This window comes from Pseudomonas sp. JL27(2026) (assembly GCF_056933555.1).
This window is the reverse complement of record NZ_CM167794.1, coordinates 5,983,235-6,007,495: the sequence shown is the minus strand read 5'-3', so window position 1 is coordinate 6,007,495 and position 24,261 is coordinate 5,983,235. Positions and strand designations below refer to the sequence as shown.

Here is a 24,261-nt window from a genome sequence, read left to right as displayed (position 1 = left end):
GCCTACTCCTTGGCGACGCGTTTCATGTCCGCATCCATCATCATGCGGATCAGGGTGTCCAGGTCGGTCCTGGGTTTCCAGCCGAGAATTCGCTGGGCCTTGGCCGGGTTGCCCAACAGCACATCGACTTCTGCCGGGCGGAAAAACGCCGGGTCGATTTTTACGAAGTCACGGTAGTTCAAATCCACGTGTTCGAAGGCAATCCTGCACATTTCGCGCACGGTGGTAGTGACCCCGGTGGCGACCACGAAATCATCGGCCTTGTCCTGTTGCAGCATCAGCCACATGGCTTCGACGTAGTCACCGGCAAAACCCCAGTCGCGTTTGGTGTCGATGTTGCCCAGGCGCAGTTCCTGCTGCTTGCCCTGCTTGATGCGGGCGGCGGCGTCGGTGACTTTGCGGGTGACAAACTCGATCCCGCGCAGAGGCGACTCGTGGTTGAACAGGATGCCGCTGCTGGCGTGCAGGTTGAAGCTTTCGCGGTAGTTCACGGTGATCCAGTGGCCATAGAGCTTGGCCACGCCATACGGGCTGCGCGGGTAGAACGGCGTGTTCTCGTCCTGCTGTTCGGCCTGGATCAACCCGAACATTTCACTGGTGGACGCCTGGTAAAAACGGGTGTGCGGGCTGAACTGGCGGATCGCTTCAAGTAAGTGGGTCACGCCCAGGCCGTCGACGATGCCGGTGGTGACCGGTTGATCCCAGGACGCCGCGACAAAGCTCTGGGCGGCCAGGTTGTAGATTTCATCCGGCGCCGACTTGATCACCGCACGCTGTACCGAACAGGCGTCGGCCATGTCGCCGTCCAGGTAATGAATATCGCCCTCGATGCCCATTTCACGCAGACGCCAACGTGAATCGCTGCTGCGCCGGGCCACCAGGCCAAAGACCTGATATCCCTTGTCCAGCAGCAGTTTGGCCAGGTAGGCGCCGTCTTGACCGGTGATCCCTGTGATCAATGCAGTTTTTGTCATTCTTGTCGTACCCGTGACGCCCAGTCGGACAGGATCGCCCGCAGGGATTGAGATGTGGTGACTTCAGGCGCCCATCCGGTGGCGTGTGAAAGCCTGGCGGGGCTGCCACAGACACGACGCTGTTCTGCGCGACGAAGACGCGCAGGGTCCTGAACCAGTTGCAGATCGACCTGGGCGATGTCGGCCAGTTGTTCGATCAGGCTGCGAATGCTTTGCTCGACCCCCGAGCAGATGTTGTAGACCTGACCCGGTTCGCCGCGCTCGAGCAGCGCCAGGTAGGCCGACACCACGTCGCTGACGTCGAGAAAATCCCGCGTCACGTCAATGTCGCCGACTTCCAGCACCGGCGCTTGCAGGCCTTGTTGGATGCGGCAGATCTGCCGCGCGGCACTGGCAATGGCAAAACTGTCTTTCTGCCCGGCACCGATGTGGTTGAACGGGCGTGCGACCTGCACCGGCCAGCCTTCGCTCAGGCCCCATTGCAACGTCAGGAACTCGGCCGAGAGTTTGCTCACGGCATACGGATTGCGCGGGCAGGGCAGTTGTTGCTCGGTGATCGGCAGGTCGCTCTCGCCAACCTGGCCATAGACATCGCCGGAGCTGACGTACAGGAAGGTGCCGTTGAAGCCACGGGCCTTGAGGGCTTGAAGCAGGTTCAGGGTGCCCAGCAGGTTGACTTGCAGGGTCTTGGCCGGGTCGCGGAAAGCGTCGGGGACGAAGGTTTGGCCGGCCAGGTGAATCACGGCATCGGGCATCTGTGGCCACAGCCCGTCGAGGCTGTTTCGATCACACAAATCAAAACGCGAGTTGACGGACAAGAGTTCCCAACCCGAGTCGGGAGTGTTCAGACGGGATTGGATGTGACGTCCTACGAATCCACTCAGACCCGTAACGAACAGACGCTTTTTCAAGCAGCGACCCCTCATTCAGCATACTTCGTCCATGCCCATATTTAATGGGACTTATCCGCCGAGCACAGACCGCTCTTACGGAAAAATCTGACATGCGAAGTCTTTGTTGTAGTTGTTTGGCAGCCAATCTGTGCCAATTGCGCGGTAATTTCAACAGGTCCAACCGTGACCGGTCAGTTCTCGTCAGCGTAGCCTGATTTATTCACGACGGGCTGTTCACGAATCCCCAACGGATGTGTTTAGAATGCCCCTCGTCACGACCGCCCAGGGATCCGCGTGGCTGCTTTTTCGCCAGGCGAAACTGACCCATAAAACAAGAACGTAGACGGGCATGAAGACGATGGACGAGCACTGACGACCTCAGGCCCGATCCGTGGCTCGACCGTCATAGAGTGAAGTTGCCGGGATGGCGGCTTCATCGTGGGATGCCATGAATTTCATTCTCTATTCGGACGTCAACGACCACTCGATCAGCCAGAGCCTGGGGCTTCCCGAGTACAGCTATTACTTCGTACTCAAGGCCTACCGCCCGGTGCTCGAAAGCCTTGGGCACGTTCACGTGGTCACGTCCACCGCCGAGGTCGATCCGCTCTATCGGGACCTGCTGCTCAAGGGCCAGGACAGCCTGTTTCTCTCGTTCGCCCCGCCTCACAAAACCCCGAGCGACCTGCAATGTCCGACCCTGTGCGTGGTGGCCTGGGAATTCGACACGATCCCCGACCAGCAGTGGGACAACGACCCGAATCAGGACTGGAGCCGGACCCTGGCCCGCCACGCTCGGGTGATTACCCTGTCCAGCCACACCGCCCGCGCCATACGGCACGTGCTGGGCGAAGACTTCCCGGTGCTGGTGCTGCCCACGCCATTGTGGGAGCGCTACGCCGAGGTGCGCAGCCAGTTCGCGAGTATACCGGTCAATCCCGGCACGACCTTGCGGATCAAGGGTTTTATCCTCGACAGCCGACCGCTGGGGTTGTCGGCGGACGGCTTGATTGCGCCGCTGCTGGAGCCGACGGAACCTGCGGTCGAGGTCGAACCGCCGCCGCTGACCTGGCGTCGGCGCGCCTTTATCGCCCGGCACTATGTGCGTGAAAGCCTGCGCGAGGGCACCGGTCAAACGCTGCCACGGCGCTTGTTCATCGCCCGGCATTACCTGCGCGAGGCCTACCGCGAAGGCTTTCGTGACCTGGTGCCTGAGCGCCTGCAAGCGCTGATCGCGCGCCTGCGTCCGGTGCAGCCAACGCCTGTGATTGCACCGCCACCGGAGCCTGTGGAAGAACACCCGCAAGCCGTGCTGCCAGACACCACGCAGTGGGTCGAAACCCAGGTCGACGGGGTGGTGTACGTCAGCGTGTTCAACCCCGATGACGGGCGCAAGAACTGGCATCAACTGATCAGCGCTTTCTGCTGGGCGATGCGCGACGTCGAGGATGCGACGCTGGTGCTGAAGATGACCCAGAGCGACCTGTCGACCTACTACGTGCACCTGCTGACCCTGCTCTCGCAGTTGTCACCGTTTGCCTGCCGGGTGGTGGTCATGCACGGCTATCTGGACGACGAACACTATGCACGGCTGTACGGCGCGGCCAGTTTCTATGTCAACGCCTCGCGCTGTGAAGGTCTGTGCCTGCCGTTGATGGAGTTCATGTCGTGTGGCAAACCGGTGATTGCCCCGGCGCACACCGCGATGCTCGATTACATCGACGAGCGCGTGGCTTTCGTCGTCGCGTCCAGCCACGAGCCGGCGGTCTGGCCGCAGGACTCGCGCATCCTATTCCGCACCTTGCGCCATCGCCCCGATTGGGGCTCGCTGAAAACCGCTTACCAGGACAGCTATCGCATGGCCAAGGAGCGTCCCGCCGATTATCAGGCAATGGCCGTGGCGGCGAGCGAACGCATGCGTGATTACTGCGGCTTTGCCCCGGTGCAGCAGCGGCTGGCCGATTTCCTGCGGTTGACGCCTTTAACCGAGACGGTTGATGCGCAGAGCGTGGCCGTGGCGGGGAGCCCCTCATGCTGATCATTATTCATTCGGAAACCAACAAGAGCACCATTGCGCAGAACCTGGGGCGCCCCGAGTACAGCTACTACTTCGTGCTCAAGGAATTTCGCCCGGTGCTGGAACGCCTGGGCCAGGTGCTGGAAGTCAGCAACCCGGACGAACTGGTGGATCGCTTGTACGCCGACTGCCAGAGCCGGGGCGAGGCGTGTGTGTTTCTGTCGTTCTCGCCACCCCATCGCACGCCGATGCACTACGCCTGCCCGACGCTCCCGGTGTTCGCCTGGGAGTTCAGCACCATCCCCACCGAAAGCTGGCACGACGAGCCGCGCCACGACTGGCGCCGGGTGCTGGGGGCGTGCGGGGCAGCGATCACCCATTCCAGCTACACCGTCAACGCGGTGCGTGACGCGATGGGCGCGCAGTACCCGATCTGTGCGATCCCCGCGCCAGTCTGGGACCGTTTTGCCACGCTCGGCCGACAACTGGAGCGCAAGCCCCAGGCCGATCAGGTGACCTTGCATCTGCGCGGGCTGTTGATCGACAGCCGCACGCTGGACCTCGGCGCTTATGGCCCGCAGGCCCTGCTCGAGGGTTTCCCGCCCGTGCCCACCTCCAGTCCCGATTGCGAGTTGCTGCTCGACGGCGTGGTCTACAGTGCAGTGTTCAACCCCTACGACGGGCGCAAGAACTGGCAGGACATGATCAGCGCGTTCTGCACCACGTTCCGCGATACCGAGGACGCCACGCTGGTGCTGAAACTGACCCACCATGACATCGATGTCGCCCTCAACGACATGCTGCATCACCTCTACAAGAACCAGTCCTATCGCTGTCGCATCGTGCTGATCCACGGTTATTTGGCCGACGCCGATTACGAGCGGTTGGTGGAAGCCACCTCCTATGTGGTCAACAGTTCCTTTGGCGAAGGCCAGTGCCTGCCGCTGATGGAATTCATGTCGTGCGGCAAACCGGCGGTGGCACCCTGCAACACGGCGATGGCCGATTACATCAACCACGACAACAGCTTCATCGTCGATTCCACCGATGAGCTGACCGCGTGGCCCCACGACCCGCGCGCGGCCTACCGGACCCTGCGTTACATCACGAACTGGGATTCGCTGTGCTCGGCGTATCAGGCCAGTTACGACGTGGCGAAAAACGACACCGCCCGTTACGCGCGGATGTCGGCCAGCGCGGTGGCCAGCCTCGAACATTTCTGCAGTCAGGCCCGTGCCGAGCAACGCCTGGAAGGGTTCCTTGCACAGGTCTTGCAGCACCACGCGGGCACCTCGGCATGATTGGCCGGTGGCTGCGGCGCTTGCGCCCATTGTCGCCGCCGATGCCAGCGCCCGTGACGCTGGCACCTCCCAGCGTCGGTTCGCCCCGTGACTGCGGTTTGCAGGATGCAGTGCTCGACGGTTGGTTCCTGGGCGACAGCGGTGAGTTGCTCAAGGGTTTTGCCATCGGCCCGGACGACACCGTGCTGGATGTCGGTTGCGGCGAAGGTGTGGCGACACTATTTGCGGTGCGCCAGGGCGCTTCGGTGATCTTTGCCGACAGTGAGTTCGACAAGGTCCGCGACCTCGCGGATCAGGTCCAGGCGCAGAGCGCGAAACCGTCGCTGGGCGTGGTCAGCAACAGCCTGCCGTTGCCGCTGGCGGAGGGTTGCGCGAACAAAATCGTTTGTATGGAAGTGCTGGAACATGTCGAGCACCCCGAGCTGTTCATGGCGGAACTGGTGCGCATGGGCCGCCCCGGTGCGCAGTATTTGCTCAGCGTTCCGGACGCGGTGGGCGAGCAGTTGCAGCAAGGCATCGCGCCACCGGCCTATTTTCAGGCGCCGAATCACATTCAAGTCTTCACCCGCGAGCGCTTCACCGAACTGGTGGAAAGCGCCGGGCTGGTTATCGAGCATCGCCAGGGCAACGGGTTTTTCTGGGTCATGGGGATGATTTTTTTCTGGGCCAGCGAACGGGCGGCCGGGCGCGACCCCGGCGGCGCGGTGCGTGACCGGATCCAGGCCCCGTACCCGCCGCTGATGGAGAGTTGGGCCAGGACCTGGCAAGACTTGCTGGCGCAGCCCGACGGGTTGGCGATCAAGCGGTTGCTGGACCAGTTCATGCCCAAGAGTCAGGTCATCATCGCCCGTAAACCGGCCCCGGCCGATTCTTCATCCTCTGGAGCCACCGCATGCTGAGCCGCTTGAAAAACCTCACGAAAGGCAAAGAACCCGTTCCGGCGCCGGTCGTTGCCCACGTGCCGCCAGCGGCCAAGGTCGACGCCTATGAGCTGGGGTTGATGGACGCTGTGCTCAGCGGCTGGTTCAACCAGGCCACGAACGAGCTGTACACCGGGTTCCACATTTCTGCGCAAGACACCGTGCTGGACGTTGGCTGCGGCGACGGCGGCAATGTGCATTTCTGTGCCATGCGCGGGGCGAAAATCATTGTCGCCGACATCGACGCCGAGAAAATTGCCGCCACCGCCGAGCGCCTCAAAGACACCCCGGCCCGTGACGTCGAATGTCACGTCACCGACGGCAACCCGCTGCCGCTGGCCGATGCCACGGCCACGCGGGTGGTGTCGACCGAAGTCATCGAACATGTCGACGACCCGGCGCAGTTCCTGGCCGAACTGGTGCGCGTCGGCAAGCCTGGTGCGCTGTACCTGCTGAGCGTGCCGCACCCCAGCTCCGAAAACCTGCAAAAAGACATTGCCGCGCCGCAGTACTTCCAGAAGCCCAACCACATCCGGGTCATCAGCGAGGACCAGTTCAAGCAGATGGTCGGCGACAGTGGCCTGGAGGTGCTGAGCCATAGCCAGTACGGGTTCTACTGGTCGCTGTGGATGCTGTTGTTCTGGGACGCCAAGGTCGATCTGCACAATGCCGATCACCCGTTGCTCAATCATTGGGCCGAAATGTGGCAGATGATTCTCGCCTCGCCCCGTGGGCCGCAGCTCAAGCAGGCGCTGGACTCGGCGGTGGCGAAAAGTCAGGTGATCATTGCCCGAAAGCCCTTGGCTGAGTAGGCTGGCGCGTATTGCAAACAGGGCCGTGAAGGTAATGCCGATCAGTTGACGTCACTTTACGAGGAATGCTTCAGGCTGTTTGCCAGGCTCAAGAACCACCCCTCACCCTAACCCTCTCCCCAGAGGGGCGAGGGAACTGACGGTGGTGTTCATTCGAGTGACATCGACCTGAAAGTCCAAGTCGAACTCCGGTTTTGAAAGGCATGGAGATCTGCTCCCTTTCCCCCTCGCCCCTTTGGGGAGAGGGTTGGGGTGAGGGGTAGATTTTGGATCAGAGCAGAGCATTCAGACGCTGAGTTTTCTTAACTGACTAGCATTTGGCCGTGAAGGCCCTTTTTGCGTTCAGGGATAACGTGTCGGTTCGAAGGGGTTTATGTCCGCGTCTTTTTTTGTTCGCTGCTCGGCTTTGCTTGCGGGCCTGTGGTTGTTGGGCGGGTGCCAGCCTCAGGAGGCGCCGCCGCTGGACCAGCAACTCTACGTTTGGCAGCGCCAATGGACCGAGGCCCACGAGGATGCGTTGGCCCAGAGCCGCGCGGACTTTTCGACCTTGCGTGTGCTGGCCTTGCAGGCGTTCTCCGGCGCGGGCTGGAGCCGCGCCCGGATCGATCCGGCGCTGTTGAAACGTGATGGCCGCCCACTGATCGCGGTGATTCGCCTGGATGGCCAGCTCAAGCAACTGGACCAGGCCGAAGTGCGCAGACAGATCCTCAACGTACTGACGGACTGGCAGGCTCAGGGCCTGACGCTGGCGGGCGTGGAAATTGACCACGACGCCGGCAATGCGCGGTTGCCGGCCTATCGTGAGTTTCTTGTCGAGCTGCGCAGCGTGCTGCCTGCGTCGCTGAAACTGAGCATCACCGCATTGCCGGCCTGGCTCGACAGTTCCACCTTGCCGGCGCTGTTGGCGGTGGTCGACAGCAGTGTGTTGCAGGTGCACGCGGTGAGCGACCCCGAGCAAGGTTTGTTCGACCCCAGGCAAGCAAAACAATGGGCCGAACGCTGGAGCCGCATCACCCCCAATCCTTATTACCTGGCCTTGCCGGCCTACGGCGTGGCATTGCTGTCGAACGCCGATGGCGCCCCGGTGGTGGAAAGTGAAGTGCCGATCGACGACGCTGGCCCGCGTCGGGAATTGCTCGCCGACCCGCAGCAATTGTCGCGGCTGGCGGCCCAAATGCGTGCCGAGCCGCCGGCCCACCTGGCTGGTCTGATCTGGTTTCGCCTGCCGCTCAAGGGCGACCGTCGAGCCTGGAGCCTGGCCACGTTGCGCGCCGTGGCGCGGGGCGATGCCTTGAACAGCCAACTGGCGCTGAACCTCGCGAACACCGACGGTCTGTACGACATTGCCGTGAACAACACCGGCAACCTCGACAGCGCCTGGCCCGAGCGCGTGACACTGGCGGTTTCGCACTGTGACGGTGCCGACGCTTTGGGTGGATATACGTTGCAACAAAGTCCCGAACAGCTCACCTTCACCCGCCTCAAAGAAGGCCGTTTGCCGGCAGGCGCGGCGCGTGCCGTAGGTTGGGCGCGCTGTACATTTATTGATCAAGGAGGTTCTCATGTTTATCCGTAACGGCCTGCTGTGCCTGACCCTCAGCCTGCCGCTGGGCTCGGCGCTGGCCTGCGGGCCGGACTTCCCCCTGCGTTTGCTCAGTGATCGGGCGCACACCCTGGCCGAACTGCCGGAAGGCAGCTTCCAGTTCGAAGCCAGCCGTCTGGGCAGCGCCATCGCCGGGCTGAAACCGGCCACCGCCGCCACGCTGGGCTACGGTTACTACGGTGACGGCGACCCCTACGAACAGGAAAAAACCAAGGCCGAACAGATCGGCCTCAGCGCCGCCCAACAAACGCTGGTGGCGCAATTGCGCCAGCTCAAGGACCCTCAACACGCGTTGATCCAGGGCGCGAGCCTGCCGGCTGAATTGAGTCTGTACAGCGCCGGCGCCGTGGCCTTCACCGCGGGCGAGTATCAGCAGGCCGCGGAGTATTTCCGCCAGGTGCTGGCGTTGCCAGCCGATCAACGGGCCTTGCGCAGCACCTGGGCCGCGTACTCGCAGGGCCGTGCCTTGTACGCCAGCAGCGTGCAAGCCAACGATCTCGACGAACTGGCCCGTCGCGACCTGCTGTTGCTGGCCCGCAAGGCCTTCCAGCAGACGCGGCAATTGAGCGCCGACGGTTTCAGCGACCCGCAGGAATTGGGCATTGCCAGCCTGGGCGAAGAGGCCCGCTTGCTGCTGGAAGACGGTAACTGGAACGGCGCCATTGGCCTGTATGCGACGCAATCCCTGCACGGGTCACCGGTGGGCCTCAGTTCCCTCAAGCAATTGGTGGCGCAACTGAGTGCGATGCCGGACGCGGAACTGGCGCAGTTGCTGGAAGGCAAACCGGTGCAGCAATTGATCACGGCGGCGCTCATCAGCCATATGGGCTGGTCTTACGGCGAGCAACCACCATCTGAGCAAAAATTGATCAAGGCGCTGATTCTCAGCACTGCCGGCAGCCTTGAAAATGCCGACCGACTGGCCGCGCTGAACTATCAGATCGGTGATTACACCACCACCCAGACCTTGCTCGAACACGCTGGCGACGGTGGCCTGGCCTGGTGGCTGCGGGCCAAACTGGCGCTGCGTGCCGGCGACAAGGCTGCAGCGGCCAGCGCTTATGCCAAGGCCGCCAAAGCCTTCCCGCAGACCGAGAGCTGGGGCTATCGCACCGACGAGAGCGGCTATTACGAAACGCTCAGACCCGGTTGCCGGGTCGAGGGTGAAAGCGCGGTGCTGGCGCTTGAGCGCGGTGACTACCTGCAAGCCTTCGATCAGTTGTACCGCAGCGATGACGTGTATTGGCAGGACGCCGCGAGCATCGCCGAGCGGGTGCTGACCCTCGACGAACTCAAGCAGTACGTCGACAGCCATGTGCCCGCGCCACCGCCGACCCCCAAGCAGGAAAGCGGTTACTACCAGACCTTGCCGATTGCCGCGCAATTGCGCGAACTGCTGGGCCGCAGATTGTTGCGCGAGGGTCATTACGATCAGGCTCCGGGCTATTTCGACAGCCCCGAGCTGCAAGCGAAGGCCAAGGCCTACGGCCAGTATCGTCAGGACGCCGAATCGCGCTGGCTGCCCACCGCCCGCGCCGAAGCCTATTACCAGGCGGCCAAACTGGCTCGCGAGTCGGGCATGGAGTTGTTGGGCTACGAGATGGGGCCGGACTTTCACGCGCTGGAAGGCATGTACAGCCTGGAGATCCCGCCGGTTGAGGCCGGCCCGTTCATCACCGCCGCCGAGGTCCAGCGTCAGCAAGCGACCCAGGCTACGCCGGATGTGCGTTATCACTATCGGTACGTGGCCGCCCAATTGGCCAATGACTCAGCCAACTTCCTGCCCCACAGCAGCCAGGCGTTTGCCGCCGTGCTGTGCAAGGCCGCGCGCTGGACCCGTGGCAGTGACGATGAACTGACTTACTACCAGCGTTACATCAACCAGGGGCCGTACGTGCAGTGGGCGGAAAACTTCGGTGAGAACTGTGAGGAACCGACCTTCGACACGGCCAACAAGCGCTACGTGACCCAGGCTGTGGACGCCGTTCGCTCGGCATTGCGGCCGTTCAAACTGGCGCTGATCGCTGGCGCCAGCGTGTTGGTGCTCGGGGCGGTGTTCCTGCTCTGGAACCGTCGACGCGCCAAGCGTTAAGGTCAGGCCTGCTGGACGAACGTCAGGCGCAGTGCGAAACCGATCAGCAGGCTGCCAAACAGCCATTGTTGAGCGCGCTGCGCCGATGGGCTGCGCTCCAGCCAGCGGCCGAGCCATGCGCCGATCAGCGCGTAAACGCTGTCGAACATCAACCCGGCAATCACCAGCAGCGCCCCGAGGCTGGCGAATTGCGCCAGCACGGAGCCTGCCTGCGGGTCGATAAACTGCGGTAGCAACACTGAGCAGAACAGCAACGCCTTGGGGTTGAGCAGGTTGGTCAGTACGCCGCGTTGGATGGACTCGCGCCATGCCAGTGTGGGGGCGGCGCCAGTAGTGTTCAGGGTGGGCAGCAGGTTGGAACGCAGGCACTGGACCCCCAGCCATAACAGGTAGGCGGCCCCGACCAGGCGCACCACGTCGAAGGTCCAGGGTGCTGCCTTGAACAGGGTCGCCAGGCCCAGTGCGGCCAGCACCACGTGGCAACTGCGGGCGATGGCCAGGCCGATGGCCGTGGCCAGCGCAGCGGTTTTACCCTGCCGGGCGCCGGTTTGCAGCAGCAGGATCATGTCTGGCCCGGGCAACAGGTAAACCACCGCCACGGCGATAAAGAACATCCAGAGCTCTGCCATGCTGCACCCCATTCGTTGTCGATTTGGTCAGCCCAGTCTAGAGCGCAAGGGCGGGGCAGGTGCTTGCGTAATCCGCCCGCAGAGCCGCTAGACTTGGCAGCTTCTGCCAATCGATGACTGAAAACAGTCGGGAACTGCCAAATCATGAAACTGGATGCCTACGACCGCCGAATCCTCGCCGCGTTGCAACGGGACGGACGCCTGAGCAATGTGCAACTGGCGGACGAAATCGGTCTGTCCGCTTCGCCGTGTTTGCGCCGGGTGCGGATGCTGGAAGAGGCGGGGGTGATTCGCGGTTACCAGGCCAACCTCGACCGCGACGAAGTCGGGTTGGGACTGACGGTGTTTGTCGGGGTCAAGGTCGAGCGTCACAACGAAGAAGAAGCCGATGCCTTTCGCTTGGCCGTGACCGCGTTGCCCGAGGTAATTTCGGCATTCCTGGTGTCCGGCGAGTCAGATTTTTTACTGCAAGTGGTGGTGCCGGACCTGCGCGGCTATGAGCGTTTCCTCACCGGCAGCCTGCTGAAGCTGCCGGGCGTGAGTGATATCCGCAGTAACTTCGCGATTCACACCGTGAAAACCCCAGGGCCGCTGCCGTTGGGGCATTTACCGGCGTGATGCGGCGCCGGTGTTGCCCGTCTTCCGGGCATCACCGGCGATTGGCCTCAGGTCCACCAGTACCGAACCAGGTGGAAGAAGATCGGCGCGGCGAAACACACCGAGTCGAGGCGGTCGAGCATGCCGCCGTGGCCTTCGATCATGTGGCCCCAGTCCTTCACGCCACGGTCGCGTTTGATCGCCGACATGACAATGCCACCGGCAAACCCCAGCAGGTTGATCAACAGTGCGATCAGGAACGACTGCCAGATGTTGAACGGGGTGATCCACCACAGCGCCGCACCGATCATCGAGGCCAGCAAAATCCCGCCGACGAAACCTTCAACGGTTTTCGACGGCGACAGGTTCGGCGCGATCTTGTGTTTGCCGAACAACTTGCCGCACACGTACTGCAACACGTCCGACAGTTGCACGACGATCACCAGGTAGGCGATCAGCAGCAGGTTGCGGCCTTCGTAGCCTGCGATGTCGAGGGTCAGCAGCGCGGGCACGAACGACACGCAGAACACCGCGATCATCAGCCCCCATTGCACCTTCGAGGCCCGTTCCAGGAAGTGCGTGCTGTCACCGCCCAGCGAGGCGAGGATCGGCAGCAGCAGGAACACGTAGACTGGAATAAAGATCGAGAACAACCCGTACCAGTCCGAGTAAATCAGCAGGTATTGCAGCGGCAGCGCCAGGTAGAACGCCGCCACCAGCGCGGGGTAATCGCTGCGCCGGGTCGGGGTCAGGGTCAGGAACTCGCGCAGGGCGTAGAACGACACCGCATAGAACAACAGGATCACCGCACTGGTGCCGAGCCAGAAGGCGATACCGATCACCACCACCATCACCCACCAGGCGTTGATCCGGGCGTTGAGGTTGTCGATCACCGAGTTCGGCGTGCCACGGGTTTTGAGTTTGAGGATGAAACCGATCAACGAGGCCAGCACCAGAATCGCGCCGATCCCTGCGAACAGCATCAGGGTTTGCTTATCCATTCAGGAATGCTCCGGGGCCAGGGCCAGTAATGCGTTGCGGCAGCGTTCGACAAACTGCTCTTTGCTGTCGTCTTCGGCGAGCACCTGCGGTGCCCCGAAACGGGTGGTGCACAGCAGCGGCAACGGTAGCACGCGCCCTTTGGGCATCACGCGGTTGAGGTTGTCGATCCATACGGGGATTACTTCGACCTGTGGATAACGTTTGGCCAAGTGATAAATCCCGCTCTTGAAGGGCAGCAAGCCGTCTTCCAGGTTGCGCGTGCCTTCGGGAAAGATGATCAGCGAATCACCGTTCTCCAGCGCGTCGATCATGGGCTGCAAAGGGTTATCCACAGGGTCCTTGCGTTCGCGTTCGATCAACACCCCGTTGAATACGCGGTTGATGATATAGGGCCGGACCACGCCTTTTTTCCAGTAGTCGATCCCGGCCACCGGCCGCGTGACTTTACGCAGGGGCGGGGGAAGCGAGGCCCAGAGCAGCACAAAATCGCCGTGGCTGCTGTGGTTGGCGTAATAAATGCGCTGCGCCATGGTGGGCGCGCAACCGAGCCACAGGCTGCGTGCGCCCGTGACCGTGCGGGCGGCGGAGGTGATAAGGCTAGCGACCACGGGTTCGAACATGAGGGTTCCTTATCGAATGAAGCCCAGCGCAGGGCTGGCAATGATGGCGGCGACGGCCAGCAGCGCTTGCGCCGCGAGCATTTGTGTCTGGTTGCGCAACAGCTTCAGTGCACCGCGACTGCGCTCGTCCCAGGACCGGTCTGCGCCGTTGGCCGGTTTCAGGCGCAGGTTTTGCAATGCCTGATCGAGTGCGAGGGTGCGTTCCGGCAATGGCTGCGTAGAGTCGGCCATGAGTTGGAACAGATCCGCATCGAAGGCCACCCGCAGCGCCCAGTATTTTTGCAGCAGGCCGAAGATAACCAGCACGGCGCACAGGCCGTGCATCCACAGGTTGCCGTAGACGAGCATAGGAACCAAGCCAATGGCCGCGCCGATCAGCGTCAGCCCTGTGGATAACTGATCCAGTGCCTTGCCACGTCGCAGCAGGCTGGCGACGACATCCAGTTGCAGGTCAACGGCCATCGGTGTTCCTCATCTGTTCCAGGGAATGGCGATGGGCCGGGTGCAAGACGATTTGCGGGCGGGCCCGCTGAATCTGTACCACGGCGGCATCGACGCTGGCGGCCCGGCCCGTGTGCAGCAACCAGGCGGCAATGGCCGTGGCACTGCGCGAGTAACCCAGGGCACAGCAGACCAACAGCGGCCCGTGTTGACGCAAGCGTTCAATGGCCAACGCCGCTTCCCGGCATTGTTCGGCGGTCGGTGCAGTCAGGTCGAGCACCGGTAGCGCGTGGTACGGCCGGCCTTGCGGGTCCAGCGACAGCTCGGCGCACAGGTCGAGCACCGCGTCGAACGGGCTGTCCTGCAATTGCCGGGTTGTGGGAATGCGCCCCAGCCAAACGTTATCCACAACCTGATCGGGCTGTGGATGGCGGCGTGTCCACAGCCGTGAATTGATCCACGCTGCGCCCAGGTACGGGGCGAACAACCAACGCGCGGCCGGGGTCAGGCGACCGTCGGCACGCTTCTGAAACCCTGCGGCGTCGAGCCATTTGTAGTTCAGCGCCACCATCAACAGCGCCACTGCCGGCCACAGCAACCACAGCCAGGCACCGCCGAAGGCAAAGGCCGGCACCGCGAACAGTGCGGCGCCCAGCGCGTAGCGGATCGCCAGTTGCCAGCGTTTGCGGTCGTGGGTCAGGCGTGCCGATTGCAGCGGGCTCGGGCGGTCCAGCGGCCACAGCCAGACGCACAGCCAACCGGCCAGCGCGCCTGTGGGTAAGTCAACAAAGTGGTGTTGATAAGTGGTCAGCACCGAGACGCCGATCAAGCCGAACCAGCCGTGTACCAGCCAGCGCCACACCCCTTGGGTATGCCGCTGAAAACACACCCACAGCACCACCAGCAGCGCGATGTGCAGCGAGGGCGCCTGGTTGAACGGTTTGTCGAACCCCGCCAGTACTTCGAACAGCCAGCCAAACAGACCGTCCATGGGCGGACGGTCGAAGGTGAACCGCAGGGGCCAGATCAGGAAGCAACTGACCGCGATCAGTTGCGCCGTGAGCAGGCGCAAGGCGTGGCGCTTGAGTTCCGCACGGGTGTTGGGCAACAGCAGCGAGAAACCGTAGAGCAGGTCAATGGACCAGTAGGGCACGATGGTCCAGGCCCAGAACGGCATGTGGGTTTCCCAGCCGAACACCATCGTGCCGACGTCGCTGCGCTGGCTGGTGACCCACGTCGCAAAACCGTAGGTGCTGAAGAACAGCGGTGCCAGCAACAGCAGCCAGAGCACCGCCGGTTTCAGCAGGCCGGGCTCGCGCGTCGGCAGAGCGGCGTGGCTCATCATCGCACCCGTTGCGCCAGCGACACGCTGAAGATGCCCCACTCATCCACCCGCATGGTGACCTTGCGGAAACCGGCGGCCTCGACCAATTGATCCATTTCTGCCTGTGTGCGGCGGCGCATGACCCAGGCCTGGCCCTGACGGTGACTGGTCAGGGCGCGGGCGATCAGTTCCAACTGCGGGTGCCACGGCTGGCCGGTGTACACCAGATAACCGCCAGGCTCGACCGCTTCGGCCAGACCGGCCAGCGAACCGCCGACCATGGCGTTGTCGGCGAACAGCTCATACAGGCCGGACACCACCGCCAGGCTTGGCTTGGGTTCCAGCGCGGCGAGGTCGGCGCGGTCGAAGGCATCGCCTTTGACGAAGCGGGCAATCTCGCCCAGGCCTTTCTCGACGATCAGTGCGCTGCCGTCGCGCACGTTGATGTCGCTGTAGTCGCGCAGCAGGATCGATTCCGGCAGCGGGCTCACGCCCTGCAAGGCTTCGAGGATGTAGCGCCCGTGGCCGGCGGCGATGTCGACGATGCGCACCGGGCGCTGTTCTTCGCGCAGTTTGCCCATGGCCAGGCGCAGCAGTTCTTCGGCGTGCAGTTTGCGTTGGCGAATACCGCGCCAGCCGATGGAGTTCAGGTAGTTCTTGTCGATCATCTTGCCCAGCGCCGTGTGGCCGGTCGGCTGGTTGCGATAGACGTAGTCCAGGGTGCTGCCGGAGTCGAAACCGGTGTCGAAGCCCAGTTTGACCCCGGCCGACAGCTTGCTGCCCAGGCGCATGCTGGCGCGGGTCATGCGCCAGTACAGGTCACGCAGCGAGTTGTGCGGCAGCGGCGCGGCCAGCGACTCGGATTCGGCGCAGGTCGGGCCCATGCGGTCGGCGTCGAGCAGGGCAGGGCGGTTCAGCGGGTGCAGGAAGTTTTGCAGGATGAAACGCTTGGCGCTTTTCACCGCCACCTCGCGGCCACGCTCGCCCAGGGTGTCGTGGAAGAACCCTGGCAGGATGTGTTTTTCCTTCTGCAAACTGCCCAGGCGCTCGAAGAATTGCTCTTGGGGTTTGCGATGCACCACAAAGTCGGAGCCGGAGATCAGCAACTGGGTCGGCACCTGAATCGCCTGGGCATCGGCCACCACACGGTCGGCGGCTTCGTACAAGCCGAGCAGCACGTTGACCGAAATGGCTTTGGTGATCAGGGGGTCGCTGTCGTAAGACGCGACGCGTTCCGGGTCATGGCTGAGGAAACGAGCCTTGACGTAACTGTTGACGAAAAAGTTGCCGCGAAAGGTCCGCATCAACGCCAGGCCCGTGCGGGCGAACGGCACGTACAGTTTTACTTTGAACGCCGGCGAGGCCAGTACCAGCGAGCGAATGCGCGGTGCGTAGTCGTGAACCCAGGTCGACACGATGACGGCGCCAACGCTTTGGGCGATCACGGCCAGGTTTTCTTCGGTGATCTGGTGGGTCGCACCGATGTGATCGCAGAAGGTCTGCACGTCGCGCACGCTGGTGGCGAAGCTCGGGCTGTCACCACGGGCACCGGGGGATTGACCGTGGCCACGGGCATCCCAGGCAAAAAAGTCGAACTCGGGCATGTCCAGTTCGTCGACCAGGTGGGCAATCCGCCCCGAGTGTTCGTGGCCGCGGTGGAACAGCAGAATCGCTTTGCGGGGCTCGCCGGTCGGCGCGGCGCTGGCGGGCCAGTGACGGTAGAACAGCTCTACGCCATCGTGGGTCGTGAACGTCTGATGCTGTGCGTCGCGCATTGCAAAATCCTTATGCCGAGGGAGCGTTGTCGTTGACTTCTTTAAGGCCCTGACGGACCCGATTGACCAAGGTGTACACCAGCAGCGCGGCGACCAGCAGCATCACGCCGTTGACCCAGGTTGCGCCGAGCCAGCCCAGCGCTACGCCGGTGGCCAGCACGCCGAGCACGAACGCCCGGTCGCTTTTGCCCATAGGGCCGTCATAGCGCCGGGAGGCTCCGATCATCGGACCGAGCACGCCGGTGTATTCACTGAACAGCGCCAGCAACGTCACCAGCAGAACCGCCAGCAGGCTGACGTCCGGGAGCAGGGCAAACGGCAGGATCAGCGCGCTGTCGGCGACGATGTCACAGAGTTCGTTGAGGTAGGCGCCCAAGCGTGATTGCTGGCCAAACTCGCGAGCGAGCATGCCGTCGATGGCATTCAACGCCATGCGCAGAATCATCCACACTGGAATCAGCGCAAACACCCAGGCGTGGCTGGCGAAGCAGGCAATTGCCACACCCACCAGCACCGAAATGACCCCGGCCAGCACGGTGATCTGGTTGGCGGTGGTGCCGTTGTCGAACAGGCGTTGGACCAGCGGGCGTAACAGGTTCTGAAAGGCCGGCTTGAGTTGATAGATGGAGGGCATTGAAGAGACAGGTCCTTGTCGATCGTGAAATTCCCGAGGGCGGCGCCGGGCCGGGATTTGTTGCCGATTATTGCCGCAAATGCGTGGCGCGCACAGTAGCAGTGTCGGCCGTCCGGCGGTGAATGTGATGGGTATCGAACAAAATATTCACTACTCTTGTTATATCGTAACGAATTGTGACCCGCACAACGACAAAACACCGAGGTGGTATGCAAGTCGATCTGGAGGCTGAGGGGACGAACGTAGCAGGGCTGCCGCGTTTTCAGCAGGCGTTGTTTCACGGACGACGGTTGAAACAGGTCGGGTTCGGCCTGGCCGGTCTGGCGGCGCTGGGGCTGTTGCTCGCGTTCTTTGTCGGGGTATTTGCACCGCTGTCGATGTGGCCGGCGCTGTTGGTCAATCAGTCTGCGGCGCTCATCGTGGTGATTGCCGGGCTGCAATCGGCCGGGTGGGTGACCCAGTGGCGAGCGCGAACCCTGAACCCGCTGGCAATGCCGGTCGAGGTTGTCGAACCTCCCGAGGTCCACGGTTGGTACGAGCGATTGCTGGAGCGCCTCAGCCAGCGCGGGGTCGGACTGCTGCGACAGATCGGTGCGCCGACCTTGTGGCTGGCGGGCTGGGCGCTGCTGGCGTTGCTGTGCATCGGGCAAGCCTGGAACCTGGGTTTACCCGCGGCGGCAGTTGGTTTGTCGGCCAGTGTGGGCGCTGCGCTGTCGTTGTTGCTGGCGTTCGGTTTGCTGGTGTTCGAACGCCAATTGGCCCAGGAGCATCCTGCCGAGTGGCCGGAAGCAGGGCAGTTGGCGCAACTGCTGCGCGTGGCGATCATCTGCCTGATCCTCGGCGCGTTGTGCCTGTTGTTCGCCAGCGAAACGGCCGTTTGGCCGGTGCGACTGGCAGTGTTGATCGGGCTGCTGCCGGGGCTGGTTGCTGCCGAGCTGTTGGTGCGTGCGCTGTTGTCGCTGTTCAGCCCGCGCCGCGATCAGCTCGAACCGCCGCTGCTGGCGCAGAGCTTTATCGCCGGGATGCTGCGCTGGCCACCTCAACCGTTGCTCGCGTTGCAGCACGAACTGCACAACCGTTTTGGCATCGACCTACGCCAGATCTGGGCGTTCACCTACATGCGTCGGGCATTTTTGCCGGTGCTGGCGGTGGTGCTCGCGGTCGGTTGGTTGCTCACCGGGCTCCATGAAATCCCGCTGCAAGGGCGCGGTATCTATGAGCGCTTCGGCAAACCAGTGGAAGTCTTCGGGCCGGGTTTGCATGCCGGTTTGCCTTGGCCGCTGGGCCGGGTATTGAGTGTCGAAAATGGCGTGGTTCATGAGCTGGCCACCAGCGTGGGAGACGCCGCAGCGGTGCCTCTGGCTGCCGATCCGGCGGAAGGCCCGGCACCCGCCATCGCCAACCGCTTGTGGGACGCCAGCCATGTGAACGACAAGTCGCAGGTGATCGCCAGCAGCAGCAACGACAAACAGAGCTTCCAGATCGTCAACATGGACGTACGGTTCGTCTACCGCATCGGCCTGACGGATCAGGCGGCATTGGCCGCGACCTATAACAGCGCCGATGTGCCGACGCTGATTCGCAGCACCGCCAGCCGCATTCTGGTGCACGACTTTGCGTCGCGAACCCTCGACGGTTTGCTGGGCGCCGACCGTGTGGGGCTGGCCGAAGACATCGGTCGGTCGGTGCAGGCGGACTTGCAGAAACTCGACAGTGGGGTGGAAATTCTCGCCACCGTGGTCGAGGCCATTCACCCGCCGGCCGGAGCCGCCAACGCTTATCACAGTGTGCAAGCGGCGCAGATCGGCGCCCAGGCGTTGATTGCCCGCGAGCGCGGTGCCGCTGACGAACAGACCAACCAGGCGCAGTTGCAGGCCAGCGTCGCGCGCGACCAGGCCCAGGCTACGGCCCATGAAGTCAACGCCACGGCCCGGGCCGCTGACCTGCGTTTTGCTGCTGAACGCAAGGCGTTCGCCAGTGCGGGTCAGGCCTTTGTGCTGGAACAGTATTTCAGCCAACTGACCCAAGGCCTCGCCAGCGCCAAGTTGCTGGTGCTCGATCATCGTCTGGGCGGCGGCAATGCGCCGACCATCGACCTACGCACATTCACGCTGCCGGCTGACCCGTCGTCGCCGCGTAAAACCGTTCAGCCAGGAGCCGTCCATTGAGCCTCTCGCATTCTCACGATCATCATGACCATGCCGGGCATAGTCATGGCCACGCGGGTCATCATCACGGCCATCATCACCACGGTGACCCTCAGGAGGCGGGGCCTTTCCCTTGGCGGCGCATGGCGTGGGCAGCGTTGCTGGTGGTGTTTGCCATCGCAGCGGCGAGCCTGGTGCAAGTGCGTTCTGGCGAAGCCACGGTGATCACCCGGTTTGGTAATCCGTCACGGGTGTTGCTGGAGCCGGGCCTTGGCTGGCGCTGGCCGGCACCGTTCGAGGCGGCGATCCCGGTGGACCTGCGGCTGCGCACCACGTCCAGCGGCTTGCAGGATGTGGGAACCCGCGACGGTTTGCGCATCATCGTTCAGGCCTATGTGGCGTGGCAGGTGCAGGGCGATCCGGACAACGTGCAACGATTCATGCGCGCCGTGCAAAACCAGCCTGATGAAGCGGCGCGGCAGATCCGCACGTTTGTCGGCTCTGCGTTGGAAACCACCGCCAGCAGTTTCGACCTGGCCAACCTGGTGAACACCGACGCCAACCAGGTGCGCATCGCCGATTTCGAGGCACAACTGCGCAAGCAAATCGATCAGCAACTGCTGACCACCTACGGCGTGCGCGTACTGCAAGTCGGCATCGAACGGCTGACCTTGCCATCCGTCACCTTGAGCGCCACCGTCGACCGCATGCGTGCCGAGCGTGAAACCATTGCCACCGAACGCACGGCCATCGGTAAACGTGAAGCCGCGCAAATCCGCTCGGCTGCCGAGCGCGACGCGCGAATTGTGCAAGCAGATGCCACCGTCAAAGCGGCGGACATCGAGGCTCAATCGCGGGTCGAAGCCGCGCAGATTTACGGCAAGGCTTACGCCGGTTCACCGCAGTTGTACAACTTGCTGCGTTCTCTCGACACTTTGGGCACGGTGGTGACGCCGGGTACAAAACTGATTCTGCGCACGGATGCAGCGCCGTTTCGGGTATTGGTCGACGGCCCGCCAACGCTGGATAACAAGTCCGGGTCGCAGCCATGAGTGAAGTTCCACGTGGAACACATGAACTCAGTAGCCCGTGGATTCAGGCCGGTCGGCTGACGTTTCTGGCGTTGTATGCCGTGACGGTCCTGGCCGCGTTGGCGTGGGCGTTCTCCAATGTGCGGCAAATTGATCCGCAGAATCGCGCAGTGGTGTTGCACTTTGGCGCTCTGGACCGGATTCAGAATGCCGGTTTGCTGTTGGCCTGGCCGCGTCCCTTTGAGCAGGTGATTCTGTTGCCCGCCGCAGATCGAGTGATTGAACGTCGGGTGGAAAATTTGCTGCGTTCCGATCCCGCATTGCAGGCCGATCGTCAGGCCAGTTTCGCCACGCCGATCAGCGATGCCCTGGCTGGCTCTGGTTATTTATTGACCGGTGATGCAGGCGTCGTGCAACTGGATGTGCGGGTGTTCTATAAGGTCACCGAGCCCTACGCCTTTGTGCTTCAGGGTGAACATGTGTTGCCGGCGCTGGACCGTTTGGTGACGCGCAGCGCCGTGGCCCTGACGGCGGCGCGGGACCTGGACACCATTCTGGTGGCGCGCCCGGAACTGATCGGTGCCGACAATCAGGCGGCCGAACGCCGTGAGCGTCTGCGCGGCGATCTGGTGCAGGGCATCAATCAACGCCTGGCCGAGTTGAGTGCAACCGGACAGGGGCTGGGCATTGAAGTGGCGCGGGTCGACGTGCAATCGAGTCTGCCCGCACCGGCGGTGAATGCCTTCAACGCGGTGCTCACGGCCAGTCAGCAGGCCGACAAAGCCGTGGCCAATGCGCGAACCGAGGCCGAAAAACTCACCCAGGCCGCCAATGAACAAGCGGACCGTGCGCTGCAAGTCGCTCACGCCCAGGCCAGCGAACGCCTGGCCAAAGCCTCGGCCGACACCGCCACCGTGTCGAGCCTGGCGCAGGCCCGGCAGCAGGGCACCGACCCTGGCATGTTGCTGCGCATCTATCGCGAGCGGATGCCGACGATTCTGCGTCAGGCCGGCTCCGTGACCACGGTTAACCCCCAAGACGATTCCCGCCTGATTATTCAGGGAGCCGAACAATGACTGCCCAAACCGCCGCCATGCCCAGCATGCTGAGCACGGCCGAACAACGCAGCGCCGCGCGCCAACTCACCCTGGCGATGCTTGCCTTGGGCCTGCTCGGTCTGGGGCTGGTGTGGCGCTGGCAATCGCCGGAGCAAACCGGGGTCAGCCAGGTGTTGCTGGGGGTCGCCTCGCTGTTGGTGGCCGTGCCGGTCATGCGTTCGGCCTGGTACAGCCTGCGGTACCCGAGCCTGCACGGCATCACCGATCAACTGATCGCGCTGGCGATGATGGGCGCCTGGGCCACCGGCGATCTGCTGACCGCCGCGTTGCTGCCGATCATCATGATCTTCGGCCACGTGCTGGAAGAGCGCAGCGTGATTGGCTCGCAAGAGGCGATTCACGCGTTGGGCCAGTTGACCCGCAGCCATGCACGCAAGGTTCAGGCCGACGGCTCGATTGTCGAAGTCGACAACACGACCCTCAAGGCTGGCGACGTGGTGGAAGTGCGGGCCGGGGATCGGGTACCGGCCGATGGCCTGGTGTTGTCCGGGCAGGCCAGCCTCGACACGGCGCCGATTACCGGTGAGTCGGTGCCGCTGGAAGCGACGGTCGGCGTTCAGGTGTTTGGCGGCGCGATCAACCTTGACGGCTTGCTGCGCCTGGAAGTGACACGCACCGGCCATGAGTCGACCCTGGGCAAGGTCATCGCCCTGATGCAGAGCGCCGAGCGCTCGAAACCGCCGATCACCCGGTTGCTCGAACGTTACGCTGGCAGCTACATGGTGTTGGTGTTGCTGCTGGCCGCGGTGACCTGGTTCGTCACCAACGACGCCCAGGCGATGCTCGCGGTGTTGGTGGCGGCGTGCCCATGTGCGTTGGTGCTGTCGGCACCGGCGACGGCGATTGCTGGAATCGCGGTGGCGGCGCGTCACGGCATCCTGATTCGTAGCTCGGCGTTCCTTGAAGAGTTGGCAGACCTCACCTCGCTGGTGGTCGACAAGACCGGCACCCTGACCTTTGGCACCTTGCGTTTGCAGTCAATTGAAAGCCCGCTGGAAGACCGCGGCGAGCTGCTGAAACTGGCGGCCAGCCTCGGCTCCGCCAGCAGCCACCCGGTCAGCCGGGCATTGGCCGGCTTGGTGACGCAGGAACATTTTCTGCTGCTTTCGGACATTCGTGAGCGCCAGGGCCTGGGGGTTGTGGCCATGACTGAGCAAGGTGAAGCGGCGCTCGGGCGTCCGGAGTTGTTCGCACAGCTGGGCATCGAAACGTCGACGGTGCCTGAACACGATGGGCCGATTGCCGGTCTGGCGCTGGGCGGGCAGTTTCTCGCGTGGCTGTTGCTGGCCGACAGCGTTAAACCCGAAGCACGGTTTGCCTTGAGCGAACTGCGTGAGCTGGGGCTGGGCCGGCAGTTGTTGTTGACCGGTGACCGTCAGAGTGTCGCTCACAGCCTGGCGGCGGACGTCGGCATCAGCGATGTCGAAGCCCAGGCTTTGCCCGAAGACAAACTCAACCGCGTGCTGGCGGAAATCGGCAGCGGCTTTCGGCCCATGGTGGTCGGCGACGGCATCAACGATTCGCTGGCCCTCAAGGCCGGTGTGGTCGGGGTGGCGATGGGCGCGGGCGGTGCGGACATCGCCCTGGCGTCGGCAGATATCGTGCTGATCGGCAGCGACCTGCGCCGACTCGGTACCTGTGTGCGCCTCAGCCGCCAATGCCGAAAGACCTTGCAGGTCAACGTGATCATCGGGCTGGGCTGGACGTTGGCGATTGTCGCGTTTGCCGCATTTGGCTGGCTCGGCGCAGCGGGGGCGATGATTGCGGCGGTGCTGCACAATCTCAGCACGTTGCTGGTGTTGGGCAATGCCGGGCGCTTGCTGCGGTTCCAGGAACCGTTGCTCAAGTTGTAGGTGTGAAGCGTGCGTCGTCCTGGTGGATTGGGGGGTGATGCTTTCGCGAGCAAGCTTGGCTCCTACGGTATGGGGGAGGGGGGTGAAAATAATTTTTGTTTTTTTTCATGTCGGTTGTAACGCCTTTGGGGCAGCGCTCTCTAGTGCCATGTCGGGACTGAACAACCTTTCAGCCGACACCCCTGGTTACTCTCGAGGATATGAAAATGAACATTAAAACCGCCGCTGCTGGTGCCGCTCTTGCTTTGGCTGCTGCCACAATGTTTGCCGGTGTTGCCACCGCTGCGACCGCTGCCGACGCTCAGGTTCACTGCTACGGCGTGAATGCGTGCAAAGGTCAGAACGACTGCAAAACCAAAGACCACGCCTGCAAAGGCATGGGTTCCTGCAAAGGCCAGGGCTTCAAAGCCATGACCCAGGCCGCATGTGACAAAGCGGGTGGCAAAGTCGGCGAATAACCGGCCTGCCGCAGTGGTGC

The 24,261-nt window shown here is 63.0% G+C and carries 21 protein-coding genes; 12 read left to right on the top strand and 9 right to left on the bottom strand.

Annotated features, from left to right (window positions below):
* Positions 1–2: 2 nt before the first annotated feature.
* Entirely contained in the window at positions 3–974 is a 972-nt protein-coding gene (locus AC1Z1G_RS27580; protein ID WP_483623777.1) for a GDP-mannose 4,6-dehydratase, read from the bottom strand.
* Entirely contained in the window at positions 971–1,885 is a 915-nt protein-coding gene (locus AC1Z1G_RS27575; RefSeq protein ID WP_483623775.1) for a GDP-mannose 4,6-dehydratase, read from the bottom strand. The genes AC1Z1G_RS27580 and AC1Z1G_RS27575 overlap by 4 nt, the downstream gene beginning before the upstream one ends.
* Positions 1,886–2,315: 430 nt before the next feature.
* Here AC1Z1G_RS27575 and AC1Z1G_RS27570 point away from each other — a divergent pair, with 430 nt between their 5' ends.
* From AC1Z1G_RS27570 to AC1Z1G_RS27545, 6 genes are all read left to right on the top strand, one after another.
* Positions 2,316–3,905 (top strand): glycosyltransferase, encoded by a 1,590-nt coding sequence (locus AC1Z1G_RS27570; RefSeq protein WP_483623774.1) that lies wholly within the window; start codon positions 2,316–2,318, stop codon positions 3,903–3,905.
* A complete protein-coding gene (locus AC1Z1G_RS27565) occupies positions 3,899–5,185 on the top strand; it encodes a glycosyltransferase (protein WP_483623772.1) in 1,287 nt (428 codons plus the stop codon). Before AC1Z1G_RS27570 ends, AC1Z1G_RS27565 begins: the two co-directional genes overlap by 7 nt.
* On the top strand, positions 5,182–6,084 hold the full coding sequence (locus AC1Z1G_RS27560) for a class I SAM-dependent methyltransferase (protein WP_483623770.1): 903 nt from the start codon (positions 5,182–5,184) through the stop codon (positions 6,082–6,084). Before AC1Z1G_RS27565 ends, AC1Z1G_RS27560 begins: the two co-directional genes overlap by 4 nt.
* Positions 6,078–6,917, top strand: a complete 840-nt coding sequence (locus AC1Z1G_RS27555; protein WP_483623768.1) for a methyltransferase domain-containing protein — start codon at positions 6,078–6,080, stop codon at positions 6,915–6,917. The genes AC1Z1G_RS27560 and AC1Z1G_RS27555 overlap by 7 nt, the downstream gene beginning before the upstream one ends.
* Positions 6,918–7,290: 373 nt before the next feature.
* Complete coding sequence (locus AC1Z1G_RS27550; RefSeq protein WP_483623766.1) at positions 7,291–8,493, top strand: DUF3142 domain-containing protein; 1,203 nt, start codon at positions 7,291–7,293, stop codon at positions 8,491–8,493.
* The gene (locus tag AC1Z1G_RS27545; protein ID WP_483623764.1) at positions 8,480–10,612 is read left to right on the top strand and encodes a hypothetical protein; all 2,133 of its coding nucleotides are present in this window, start codon (positions 8,480–8,482) and stop codon (positions 10,610–10,612) included. Before AC1Z1G_RS27550 ends, AC1Z1G_RS27545 begins: the two co-directional genes overlap by 14 nt.
* 2 nt (positions 10,613–10,614) lie before the next feature.
* Here the strand turns inward: AC1Z1G_RS27545 and AC1Z1G_RS27540 are convergent, their stop codons facing one another.
* Entirely contained in the window at positions 10,615–11,241 is a 627-nt protein-coding gene (locus tag AC1Z1G_RS27540) for a LysE family translocator (RefSeq protein ID WP_483623762.1), read from the bottom strand.
* A gap of 144 nt (positions 11,242–11,385) precedes the next feature.
* Between AC1Z1G_RS27540 and AC1Z1G_RS27535 the strand changes: the two genes are divergently transcribed.
* Positions 11,386–11,859, top strand: a complete 474-nt coding sequence (locus tag AC1Z1G_RS27535) for an Lrp/AsnC family transcriptional regulator (RefSeq protein ID WP_483623760.1) — start codon at positions 11,386–11,388, stop codon at positions 11,857–11,859.
* A gap of 47 nt (positions 11,860–11,906) precedes the next feature.
* On the opposite strand, the gene AC1Z1G_RS27530 is transcribed toward AC1Z1G_RS27535, so the two are convergent.
* From AC1Z1G_RS27530 to AC1Z1G_RS27505, 6 genes are read right to left on the bottom strand one after another with little or no spacing between them, the layout of a single operon-like run.
* Positions 11,907–12,839 carry a phosphatidate cytidylyltransferase gene (locus AC1Z1G_RS27530; protein ID WP_483623759.1) on the bottom strand — a complete coding sequence of 311 codons (933 nt, stop codon included), beginning with the start codon at positions 12,837–12,839 and terminating at the stop codon, positions 11,907–11,909.
* Entirely contained in the window at positions 12,840–13,460 is a 621-nt protein-coding gene (locus tag AC1Z1G_RS27525) for a lysophospholipid acyltransferase family protein (protein ID WP_483623757.1), read from the bottom strand.
* Between the two features lie 9 nt (positions 13,461–13,469).
* Positions 13,470–13,922 (bottom strand): hypothetical protein, encoded by a 453-nt coding sequence (locus tag AC1Z1G_RS27520; protein ID WP_483623755.1) that lies wholly within the window; start codon positions 13,920–13,922, stop codon positions 13,470–13,472.
* The gene (locus tag AC1Z1G_RS27515; RefSeq protein ID WP_483623753.1) at positions 13,912–15,243 is read right to left on the bottom strand and encodes a phosphatase PAP2/dual specificity phosphatase family protein; all 1,332 of its coding nucleotides are present in this window, start codon (positions 15,241–15,243) and stop codon (positions 13,912–13,914) included. The genes AC1Z1G_RS27520 and AC1Z1G_RS27515 overlap by 11 nt, the downstream gene beginning before the upstream one ends.
* On the bottom strand, positions 15,243–17,000 hold the full coding sequence (locus AC1Z1G_RS27510; RefSeq protein ID WP_483623752.1) for a bifunctional alpha/beta hydrolase/class I SAM-dependent methyltransferase: 1,758 nt from the start codon (positions 16,998–17,000) through the stop codon (positions 15,243–15,245). The genes AC1Z1G_RS27515 and AC1Z1G_RS27510 overlap by 1 nt, the downstream gene beginning before the upstream one ends.
* A gap of 10 nt (positions 17,001–17,010) precedes the next feature.
* Positions 17,011–17,634: a CDP-alcohol phosphatidyltransferase family protein gene (locus AC1Z1G_RS27505; protein ID WP_483623750.1), complete on the bottom strand. Its 624-nt coding sequence runs from the start codon at positions 17,632–17,634 to the stop codon at positions 17,011–17,013.
* Positions 17,635–17,843: 209 nt separating this feature from the next.
* Between AC1Z1G_RS27505 and hflK (AC1Z1G_RS27500) the strand changes: the two genes are divergently transcribed.
* The 5 genes from hflK (AC1Z1G_RS27500) (at position 17,844) to bufA2 (ending at position 24,241) form a co-directional block, all read left to right on the top strand.
* Positions 17,844–19,802 (top strand): protease modulator HflK, encoded by a 1,959-nt coding sequence (hflK, locus tag AC1Z1G_RS27500; protein ID WP_483623748.1) that lies wholly within the window; start codon positions 17,844–17,846, stop codon positions 19,800–19,802.
* Positions 19,799–20,833, top strand: coding sequence for a protease modulator HflC (gene hflC / locus AC1Z1G_RS27495; protein WP_483623747.1), 1,035 nt, complete (start codon positions 19,799–19,801; stop codon positions 20,831–20,833). The genes hflK (AC1Z1G_RS27500) and hflC overlap by 4 nt, the downstream gene beginning before the upstream one ends.
* Positions 20,830–21,888, top strand: coding sequence for a protease modulator HflK (hflK, locus tag AC1Z1G_RS27490; RefSeq protein WP_483623745.1), 1,059 nt, complete (start codon positions 20,830–20,832; stop codon positions 21,886–21,888). Before hflC ends, hflK (AC1Z1G_RS27490) begins: the two co-directional genes overlap by 4 nt.
* Positions 21,885–23,783 (top strand): heavy metal translocating P-type ATPase, encoded by a 1,899-nt coding sequence (locus AC1Z1G_RS27485; RefSeq protein WP_483623743.1) that lies wholly within the window; start codon positions 21,885–21,887, stop codon positions 23,781–23,783. Before hflK (AC1Z1G_RS27490) ends, AC1Z1G_RS27485 begins: the two co-directional genes overlap by 4 nt.
* A 206-nt stretch (positions 23,784–23,989) precedes the next feature.
* A complete protein-coding gene (bufA2, locus tag AC1Z1G_RS27480; RefSeq protein WP_483623741.1) occupies positions 23,990–24,241 on the top strand; it encodes a BufA2 family periplasmic bufferin-type metallophore in 252 nt (83 codons plus the stop codon).
* Positions 24,242–24,261: the final 20 nt, after the last annotated feature.